Consider the following 385-nt stretch of genomic DNA (forward strand, 5'->3'; position numbering starts at 1 on the left):
GAACTCCGCCGTCAGCTCGCGGACACCCTCCGCCCCGGTCCCCCGTCGGCCGACGAGCACGACCCTTCGGGCTCCGTGCTCCACCGCCCACCGGGCGACCTGGCGGCCGAGACCACCGGTGCCTCCGGTGACCTGACCCGTCCCACGCGGCTCCCAGCCGCCTCCCGACCGCCGAGGCGCCGGGGTCAGGCGGCGGACCAGCAGCCCGCCGCCCCGGACCGCGACCTCGGTCTCGTCACCCAGCCCGCCGGCGAGCACTTCATCCTGCCGGACCGCAACAGCGTCACCATGGCCTCGCCGTTCATGGCCGCCTACACCCGGCTACTCGTCCGGACCTGCCACCGGCGCGGTGCCCACGCGATCGGCGGCATGGCCGCGTTCATCC

General features: G+C 75.8%; 1 protein-coding gene and 1 pseudogene. One reads left to right on the forward strand and one right to left on the reverse strand.

Annotated features, from left to right (window positions below):
- Positions 1 to 258, reverse strand: a 258-nt coding sequence (locus PUR56_RS39930) for a KR domain-containing protein (RefSeq protein ID WP_329952566.1), incomplete at its 3' end; no start/stop codon positions are given.
- On the opposite strand from PUR56_RS39930, the pseudogene PUR56_RS39935 reads away from it, so the two are divergent.
- A pseudogene (locus tag PUR56_RS39935) lies at positions 250 to 385 on the forward strand (hypothetical protein); the annotation flags it as partial. The gene PUR56_RS39930 and the pseudogene PUR56_RS39935 sit on opposite strands and share 9 nt — an antisense overlap.

The organism is Streptomyces sp. BE303, assembly GCF_036290945.1.
Classification (GTDB): domain Bacteria; phylum Actinomycetota; class Actinomycetes; order Streptomycetales; family Streptomycetaceae; genus Kitasatospora.